Source organism: Rheinheimera sp., from assembly GCF_037442525.1.
GTDB lineage: Bacteria > Pseudomonadota > Gammaproteobacteria > Enterobacterales > Alteromonadaceae > Pararheinheimera.
In genome coordinates, this window is the sequence record NZ_JBBIQD010000025.1 from 1 (window position 1) to 7,706 (window position 7,706).

Annotated in this window: 13 protein-coding genes; all 13 read left to right on the top strand. The window is 47.6% G+C overall.

Annotation, left to right across the window (positions count from 1 at the left end; all coding sequences use genetic code 11):
- The first annotated feature begins 11 nt into the window (after positions 1-11).
- On the top strand, positions 12-404 hold the full coding sequence (rpsH, locus tag WKJ03_RS18365; protein ID WP_337843711.1) for a 30S ribosomal protein S8: 393 nt from the start codon (positions 12-14) through the stop codon (positions 402-404).
- 12 nt (positions 405-416) lie between these two features.
- Positions 417-950, top strand: a complete 534-nt coding sequence (gene rplF / locus WKJ03_RS18370; RefSeq protein ID WP_337843701.1) for a 50S ribosomal protein L6 — start codon at positions 417-419, stop codon at positions 948-950.
- Between the two features lie 9 nt (positions 951-959).
- A complete protein-coding gene (gene rplR / locus WKJ03_RS18375) occupies positions 960-1,310 on the top strand; it encodes a 50S ribosomal protein L18 (RefSeq protein ID WP_337843702.1) in 351 nt (116 codons plus the stop codon).
- A 9-nt stretch (positions 1,311-1,319) separates the two neighbouring features.
- Positions 1,320-1,823 carry a 30S ribosomal protein S5 gene (gene rpsE / locus WKJ03_RS18380; protein WP_337843703.1) on the top strand — a complete coding sequence of 168 codons (504 nt, stop codon included), beginning with the start codon at positions 1,320-1,322 and terminating at the stop codon, positions 1,821-1,823.
- 6 nt (positions 1,824-1,829) lie between these two features.
- Positions 1,830-2,012 (top strand): 50S ribosomal protein L30, encoded by a 183-nt coding sequence (gene rpmD / locus WKJ03_RS18385; protein ID WP_337843704.1) that lies wholly within the window; start codon positions 1,830-1,832, stop codon positions 2,010-2,012.
- Positions 2,013-2,015: 3 nt separating this feature from the next.
- Positions 2,016-2,450 carry a 50S ribosomal protein L15 gene (gene rplO, locus WKJ03_RS18390; protein WP_337843705.1) on the top strand — a complete coding sequence of 145 codons (435 nt, stop codon included), beginning with the start codon at positions 2,016-2,018 and terminating at the stop codon, positions 2,448-2,450.
- 15 nt (positions 2,451-2,465) lie between these two features.
- Positions 2,466-3,794, top strand: coding sequence for a preprotein translocase subunit SecY (secY, locus tag WKJ03_RS18395; protein ID WP_337843706.1), 1,329 nt, complete (start codon positions 2,466-2,468; stop codon positions 3,792-3,794).
- Positions 3,795-3,815: 21 nt separating this feature from the next.
- Positions 3,816-3,929: a 50S ribosomal protein L36 gene (gene rpmJ, locus WKJ03_RS18400; RefSeq protein WP_082335860.1), complete on the top strand. Its 114-nt coding sequence runs from the start codon at positions 3,816-3,818 to the stop codon at positions 3,927-3,929.
- A gap of 133 nt (positions 3,930-4,062) precedes the next feature.
- Entirely contained in the window at positions 4,063-4,419 is a 357-nt protein-coding gene (gene rpsM, locus WKJ03_RS18405) for a 30S ribosomal protein S13 (RefSeq protein WP_337843707.1), read from the top strand.
- A 13-nt stretch (positions 4,420-4,432) separates the two neighbouring features.
- Positions 4,433-4,822 carry a 30S ribosomal protein S11 gene (rpsK, locus tag WKJ03_RS18410; protein ID WP_008899098.1) on the top strand — a complete coding sequence of 130 codons (390 nt, stop codon included), beginning with the start codon at positions 4,433-4,435 and terminating at the stop codon, positions 4,820-4,822.
- Positions 4,823-4,853: 31 nt separating this feature from the next.
- Positions 4,854-5,474: a 30S ribosomal protein S4 gene (gene rpsD, locus WKJ03_RS18415; protein ID WP_337843708.1), complete on the top strand. Its 621-nt coding sequence runs from the start codon at positions 4,854-4,856 to the stop codon at positions 5,472-5,474.
- Positions 5,475-5,501: 27 nt separating this feature from the next.
- Entirely contained in the window at positions 5,502-6,491 is a 990-nt protein-coding gene (gene rpoA, locus WKJ03_RS18420; RefSeq protein ID WP_337843709.1) for a DNA-directed RNA polymerase subunit alpha, read from the top strand.
- 39 nt (positions 6,492-6,530) lie between these two features.
- The gene (gene rplQ / locus WKJ03_RS18425) at positions 6,531-6,926 is read left to right on the top strand and encodes a 50S ribosomal protein L17 (protein ID WP_337843710.1); all 396 of its coding nucleotides are present in this window, start codon (positions 6,531-6,533) and stop codon (positions 6,924-6,926) included.
- Positions 6,927-7,706 lie beyond the last annotated feature (780 nt).

Below are 7,706 nucleotides of genomic sequence, written 5' to 3' on the forward strand. Positions count from 1 at the left end.
GAGTAACAGCTATGAGTTTGCAAGATCCAGTAGCGGATATGTTTACTCGCATCCGCAATGGCCAGGCTGCCAAGAAAGTTGCGGTTAAGATGCCTTCTTCAAAACTGAAGATGGCTATTGCGAAAGTATTAAAAGACGAAGGTTACATCGACAGTTTCGTTGTAACAGGTGATGTAAAAGCTGAACTGGAAATTACGTTAAAGTACTTCCAGGGCAAATCAGTCATCGAAACCATTGACCGTGTCAGCCGTCCAGGTCTGCGTATCTACAAGAAACGTGGCGAATTACCAAAAGTAATGGGTGGTTTAGGTGTAGCTATTGTTTCTACATCTCAGGGTCTGATGACTGACCGTGCTGCCCGTAAGGTTGGTATCGGTGGCGAAATCATCGGCTACGTAGCGTAACGGAGGGTAACTATGTCTCGTGTAGCTAAGGCCCCCGTCACGGTTCCTGCAGGTGTAACTATTACACTGAATGGTCAGAACCTGACAGTAAAGGGTAAAAACGGCGAGTTAGCGTTAAACGTTAACCCTGCAGTAGAAATCGTTGTTGAAGGTAACGTACTGCGTACTGTTCCTCGTGACGGTTTCGAAAACGCTAACGCACAAGCAGGTACTGCTCGTGCGCTGATCAACAACCTGGTTACTGGTGTCGCTGAAGGCTATACCCGCAAACTGGAGTTAGTTGGTGTTGGTTACCGTGCTAAGGCAGAAGGTAAAGTGTTGAATCTGAGCTTAGGCTTCTCCCACCCAGTGGCGTATGAAGTTCCAGCCGGTATCACCATTGAAACCCCTACCCAGACTGAAGTTCTGGTGAAAGGTGCTGACAAGCAACTGGTTGGTCAAGTCGCGGCGAACATTCGTGCGTACCGTAAACCTGAGCCTTACAAAGGTAAAGGTGTGCGTTACAGCAACGAAAACGTACGTCGTAAAGAAGCGAAGAAAAAGTAGGGTAGGACGATGGATAAGAAACTTGCTCGTCTGCGTCGTGCAAAACGCGTCCGCAGAAACATTATCGAACAAGGTGCGAACCGCCTGGTTGTACATCGTACACCACGTCACATTTACGCCCAGCTTATCGCACCAAATGCTGAAGTGATTGTTGCTGCTTCCACTGTTGAAGCATCAATCCGTGAATCATTGAAGTACACCGGCAATATCGACGCTGCTAAAGCTGTTGGTAAGGCTATTGCTGAACGTGCTCTGGAAAAAGGCGTAAATACTTGCGCGTTTGACCGTAGCGGTTTCCAGTATCACGGTCGTGTGCAGGCTTTGGCCGACGCGGCACGTGAAGCCGGTCTTCAATTCTAGGAGTAGATCATGGCTAACGTAGAAGCTAAACAACAATCTGATTTACAAGAGAAACTGGTAGCGGTAAACCGCGTTTCCAAAGTTGTTAAGGGTGGTCGGATTTTCTCCTTCACTGCTCTGACAGTTGTTGGTGACGGTAACGGTCGCGTAGGTTTCGGTTACGGTAAAGCGCGCGAAGTACCAGCTGCTATTCAAAAGGCAATGGAAAAAGCTCGTCGTAACATGACTCAAGTTGAGTTAAATGGTAACACACTGCATCACCCAACTAAGGGTATTCACGCTGGTTCAAATGTTTACATGCAGCCAGCATCTGAAGGTACCGGTATCATCGCCGGTGGTGCAATGCGTGCCGTGTTAGAAGTAGCAGGTGTACAGAACGTTCTGTCTAAGTGCTACGGCTCAACCAACCCAATCAACGTAGTTCGCGCTACCATCAACGCCCTGTCAGCGATCAAATCGCCTGCACAGGTTGCTGCGAAGCGTGGTTTACGCGTTGACGACATCCTGGGGTAATTCGTCATGGCAAATAAAACTATCAAAGTGACTCAAACTCGCTCAAGCATCGGTCGTTTGCCGAAGCATAAAGCGACTTTAGTTGGCTTAGGTTTACGCCGCATTGGTCACACTGTCACACTGGAAGATACTCCTTCCGTGCGCGGTATGATCAACGCTGTGTACTACATGGTTAAAGTGGAGGAGTAATAAATGTTATTAAATACGTTATCTCCTGCACCAGGTGCGAAAAAAGAGAAACGCCGTTTAGGTCGTGGTATCGGTTCTGGCTTAGGCAAGACTGGTGGCCGTGGTCACAAAGGTCTGAAATCTCGTTCTGGTGGTAAAGTACGTCCAGGTTTTGAAGGCGGTCAGATGCCTTTGAAACAACGTCTGCCTAAGTTTGGTTTTACCTCACTGAAAGGCCTGGTATCTGCTGAAGTGCGTTTGCACGAGCTGGCACTGGTGTCTGGTGATGTAGCTGATTTAGCCAGTCTGATGGAAGCGAATATCATCACTCGCAACGTCAAGTTCGCAAAAGTTGTACTGTCAGGCGAAATTGCTCGCCCAATCACAGTGAAAGGCTTACGCGTAACTAAAGGTGCGCGTGCTGCAATCGAAGCTGCCGGCGGTAAAGTCGAAGAATAATAAGGATAGTACGCGATGGCAAAACCAGGTTCGGACTCAAAAAGTGCAAAAGGCGGCTTCAGCGAGCTGAAAGCCCGTCTGCTGTTCGTACTTTTGGCCATAGTCGTGTTTCGACTGGGCTCATTTGTGCCAATTCCTGGAATTGACGCCGCCGTGCTAGCTCAATTATTCGAGCAACAAAAAGGCACCATCGTTGAAATGTTTAACATGTTCAGCGGTGGCGCCCTTGAGCGTGCATCTGTATTTGCGCTGGGTATTATGCCTTATATCTCTGCGTCCATTATTGTTCAGCTGTTAACTGTGGTTCATCCGACGTTGGCAGAACTGAAGAAAGAGGGCGAAGCAGGTAAACGCAAGATCAATCAGTATACACGTTACGGTACCTTAGGCTTAGCAATAGTCCAGGCGATCGGTATTTCAACTGGTCTGCCTAATCTGATGCCAGGGTTAGTTGTTAACCCAGGCTTAGGTTTTACCATTACAGCGGTCATCAGTCTGGTCACCGGTACCATGTTTTTAATGTGGTTAGGTGAACAGATCACCGAGCGTGGTATTGGTAATGGTATTTCGTTGCTAATCTTCACCGGTATTGTTGCTGGCTTCCCGTCTGCCATTGGCCAGACGATTGAGCAGGCACGTCAAGGCGATTTGCACTTTTTGCTTTTATTAGCGATTGGAGCCATTGTTGTCGCGGTTACCTGGTTTGTAGTGTTCTTTGAACGTGGCCAGCGCCGTATTGTGGTTAATTATGCTAAACGCCAACAAGGCCGTCAGGTATTTGCTGCCCAAAGCAGTCACTTGCCTTTGAAGGTCAACATGGCCGGTGTAATTCCACCAATATTTGCTTCAAGCATTATCCTGTTTCCTGGTACAATTGCCAGCTGGTTTGGCTCTGGCGAGGGCATGGTTGCTAACTTCCTGCAGGAATTAGCCTTAACTCTGTCTCCTGGTCAGCCGTTGTATATTTTGTTATATGCAGCTGCGATCATTTTCTTCTGTTTCTTCTATACCGCGTTGGTATTTAACCCGCGCGATACAGCAGATAACCTGAAGAAATCCGGTGCTTTTATCCCTGGTATTCGTCCTGGTGAACAAACATCGAAATACATTGATAAAGTGATGACCCGCCTGACATTGGCAGGTGCGGCTTACATTACTTTTATCTGTTTGGTTCCTGAGTTCATGATGGTGGCGTGGAACGTTCAGTTCTACTTTGGTGGTACTTCGTTACTGATCATCGTCGTCGTTATTATGGACTTTATGGCACAGGTACAGACTCATCTGATGTCTCATCAGTATGAATCTGTCCTTAAAAAGGCAAATCTTAAAGGCTACGGCCGTTAAGATAAATTGCGGAGTTAAGTCATGAAAGTACGAGCTTCCGTTAAGAAGATCTGCCGTAACTGCAAAGTGATCAAGCGCAACAACGTTGTGCGTGTGATCTGCGTAGAGCCTAAGCACAAGCAACGTCAAGGCTAACAGCAGAAAACCATATAGCCAGGGCTGAACTTTATAGTTTAGCCCCGGCTTATTGTTGCAATTAAACCGTCGTTTGAGTATCCTTACGGGCTTTTCAAATCGGCACCTTTTAACCTTTTATAGGAGAACGTTAGTGGCCCGTATCGCTGGCATTAACATCCCCGATAACAAACACGCTGTCATTTCTCTGACTTACGTGTTCGGTATCGGTAAAACCCGCTCAAAGGCCATTCTGGCTGCAGTGGGTATCGAAGAAACTCGCAAAATCTCTTCTTTGTCTGACGCTGAGTTAGATACTCTGCGTGACGAAGTGGCAAAGTACACCGTTGAAGGTGACCTGCGCCGTGAGATCACATTAAACATCAAGCGTTTAATGGACCTGGGTTGTTACCGTGGCTTACGTCACCGTCGTAGTCTGCCTGTTCGTGGTCAGCGCACTAAAACTAATGCGCGTACCCGTAAAGGCCCACGCAAAGCTATTAAGAAATAAGACGGAGTAAGACATGGCTAAAGCACCAGTTCGTACTCGTAAAAGAGTTAAAAAGCAAGTTTCTGACGGTATGGCTCATATCCATGCCTCTTTCAACAACACGATCGTGACTATCACTGACCGTCAAGGCAATGCGCTGTGCTGGGCAACTGCTGGTGGTTCAGGTTTCCGTGGTTCGCGCAAATCAACGCCGTTTGCTGCTCAGGTAGCTGCAGAACGCGCTGGTACTGCTGCACTGGAATATGGTCTGAAAAATCTGGAAGTTTTCGTAAATGGTCCTGGTCCAGGCCGTGAATCAGCCATTCGTGCGCTGAACGCAGCAGGTTACCGCATTACGAATATCACCGACGTGACGCCAATCCCTCATAACGGTTGCCGTCCACCGAAAAAACGTCGCGTGTAACAAGCGCTTCTAAGATTACTGGAGAAAGAAGATGGCAAGATATTTGGGTCCTAAGCTCAAGTTAAGTCGTCGCGAAGGAACAGACCTGTTCCTGAAAAGCGGCGTAAGAGCAATTGATTCAAAGTGTAATTTAACTACTGCTCCTGGTCAGCACGGCGCTCGTCGCGGTCGTTTATCAGACTACGGTTTACAATTACGCGAGAAACAAAAAGTACGTCGTATTTACGGCGTATTAGAGAAGCAGTTCCGTAACTATTACAAAGAAGCTGCTCGTTTGAAAGGTAACACCGGTGAGAACCTGCTTCAGTTATTAGAAGCTCGTTTAGACAACGTGGTGTATCGTATGGGTCTGGCCAGCACTCGCGCTGAAGCACGTCAGCTGGTAAGCCACAAAGCTATCATGATCGATGGTCGCGTTGTGAATGTCCCGTCTTACGCTGTGTCACCTAATCAAGTGATCGCTGTTCGTGAAAAAGCGAAGAAGCAAGCCCGTATCGGTGCTGCTTTAGAGCTGTCTGAGCAACGCGAAAAACCAACTTGGATTGAAGTAGACAATAAGAAAATGGAAGGCGTTTACAAACGTGCTCCAGAGCGTTCAGACTTGTCTGCAGACATCAACGAACAGTTAATCGTCGAGCTTTACTCTAAGTAGTAAGGCGTTTTCTTAAGAGAGGATAAAATGCAGGGTTCTGTCACCGAATTCCTTAAGCCGAGATTAGTTGGTATCGAAAAAATCAACCCAACTCGTGCCAAAGTTACTTTGGAACCACTTGAGCGCGGTTTCGGACATACCTTGGGCAACGCGTTGCGTCGTATTCTGCTGTCTTCAATGCCTGGTTGTGCAGTGACTGAAGTAGAGATCGACGGCGTGCTGCATGAGTACAGCGCCAAAGAAGGCGTGCAGGAAGATATCATCGATATCCTGCTCAACCTGAAAGGCTTAGCCGTTCGTCTGGAAGACAAAGACGAAGTCACTCTGACTTTATCTAAAAAAGGTGCTGGCCCTGTAACTGCTGGAGATATCCAGCGTGGTGACGGTGTAGTGATCGTTAACCCAGAGCATGTGATCTGTAACCTGACTGGCGAAACTGAATTCAGTATGCGTCTGAAAGTGCAGCGCGGCCGTGGTTATGTTCCTGCATCTGCCCGCGTATCCTCAGAGGATGACGAACGTCCAATTGGTCGTTTATTACTGGATGCATCTTTCAGCCCGGTAGAGCGTATTGCCTACTCTGTTGAAGCTGCCCGTGTAGAACAACGCACCGACTTGGACAAGCTGGTTATCGACATGGAAACCAACGGCACTGTTGAGCCTGAGGAAGCTATTCGTCGTGCAGCTACGATTCTGGCTGAACAGCTGGAGTTCTTCGTAGAACTGCGTGATAAGAGCGAGCCAGAGAAACGTGAAGAGAAGCCGGAGTTTGATCCGATTCTGTTGCGTCCAGTCGATGATTTAGAGTTAACAGTTCGTTCTGCTAACTGCTTAAAAGCAGAGCAGATTCAGTACATCGGTGATCTGGTGCAACGTACCGAGGTTGAGCTGCTGAAAACGCCTAACCTGGGTAAAAAGTCTCTTACCGAGATCAAAGACGTGTTGGCATCACGCGGTTTGTCCTTAGGCATGCGCCTGGAAAACTGGCCGCCAGCCTCTCTGGTAAACAAAGACTAACCGGATTCCAGTTCCTGGTTTAGTAAGAAGGAATAGATCATGCGCCATCGTAAGAGTGGTCGTCAGTTAAATCGGAACAGCAGTCACCGTACTGCAATGTTCCGTAATATGGCAAGCTCGCTGGTGAAGCACGAAGTCATTAAAACGACTCTGCCAAAAGCCAAAGAGTTACGCCGTGTTATTGAGCCTCTGATCACACTGGCTAAGAATGACAGCGTGGCTAATCGCCGCCTGGCTTTCGCCCGTACTCGTGATAAAGAGGTTGTAGGTCTGCTGTTCAACGTGTTAGGCCCGCGTTACAACACCCGTCCAGGTGGTTACACTCGTATCCTGAAGTGTGGCTTCCGTACTGGTGACAACGCTCCAATGGCTTACATTGAGTTAGTAGATCGTCCAGAGACTGCACTGCCAGTTGAGGAAACTTCAGCTGAATAATCAGACTGAATAGAAAAAGCCGGCTTCAGCCGGCTTTTTTGCTTTCTGGGGTTACGCAATTTTGGTTGTGTGAGCCCATCACAATCAAGGTTCGGATGAATGAGTGTACAGACGGAACTCGAGCCTCTGCTTTTACCTTTTTGACAACCTAGTCGCTGGATGCATGAGACTGTCTGCTCTCTTTACAAGATCGGATGCTTACTGCCTGCCATTGTTCATCAGTTTCCTGCTTGTTACCTATATACAGTCAAATCATCTCTGACAGTTTGATGTGTGAAAACGCAAGTGCTGCTCCTGGACTCAACTGCTCTTGAAATGCGGCCCTGTTTACTACTACAGCGGCTAACGGATTGCCAATGCATCTTTTAACCTTGTCACCTGTAACCGAGTACAGTCATCCATTTATAAGTGGAGTCGCGCTGTTATACCGGTTTTGGATAGTGGATTAAATCGTCAGGGGAGATGTTGGCAATAAAGAGGCATGGCAAACAGAGCGCAATGATCCTGGACGGATCCGCAAAAGATCTGATCTTAGCTCGCTAAATGAGCAAAAAAGCTGATTTTGATGAAAAACTAAGCGTTCGAGCGGTTTTCTTTAAAAAAGATCTTGCGGCTCTTTTTCAGATCTCTATAATGCGCTCCACAACGACGCGACACGGTAACGATGAAGCGAGTTAGTTCTGAAAGTCACTGATTATAAATGACTTTCGTCGCACTAGCGACAAGCTCTTTAACAATAAGCAATCAATCATCTGTGTGGGCACTCGTGATGATGAGTCT

Coding starts and splice junctions, on each gene's coding strand:
- rpsH (WP_337843711.1), top strand. CDS start 12: ATGAGTTTGCAAGATCCAGTAGCGGATATGTTTACTCGCATCCGCAAT.
- rplF (WP_337843701.1), top strand. CDS start 417: ATGTCTCGTGTAGCTAAGGCCCCCGTCACGGTTCCTGCAGGTGTAACT.
- rplR (WP_337843702.1), top strand. CDS start 960: ATGGATAAGAAACTTGCTCGTCTGCGTCGTGCAAAACGCGTCCGCAGA.
- rpsE (WP_337843703.1), top strand. CDS start 1,320: ATGGCTAACGTAGAAGCTAAACAACAATCTGATTTACAAGAGAAACTG.
- rpmD (WP_337843704.1), top strand. CDS start 1,830: ATGGCAAATAAAACTATCAAAGTGACTCAAACTCGCTCAAGCATCGGT.
- rplO (WP_337843705.1), top strand. CDS start 2,016: ATGTTATTAAATACGTTATCTCCTGCACCAGGTGCGAAAAAAGAGAAA.
- secY (WP_337843706.1), top strand. CDS start 2,466: ATGGCAAAACCAGGTTCGGACTCAAAAAGTGCAAAAGGCGGCTTCAGC.
- rpmJ (WP_082335860.1), top strand. CDS start 3,816: ATGAAAGTACGAGCTTCCGTTAAGAAGATCTGCCGTAACTGCAAAGTG.
- rpsK (WP_008899098.1), top strand. CDS start 4,433: ATGGCTAAAGCACCAGTTCGTACTCGTAAAAGAGTTAAAAAGCAAGTT.
- rpsD (WP_337843708.1), top strand. CDS start 4,854: ATGGCAAGATATTTGGGTCCTAAGCTCAAGTTAAGTCGTCGCGAAGGA.
- rpoA (WP_337843709.1), top strand. CDS start 5,502: ATGCAGGGTTCTGTCACCGAATTCCTTAAGCCGAGATTAGTTGGTATC.
- rplQ (WP_337843710.1), top strand. CDS start 6,531: ATGCGCCATCGTAAGAGTGGTCGTCAGTTAAATCGGAACAGCAGTCAC.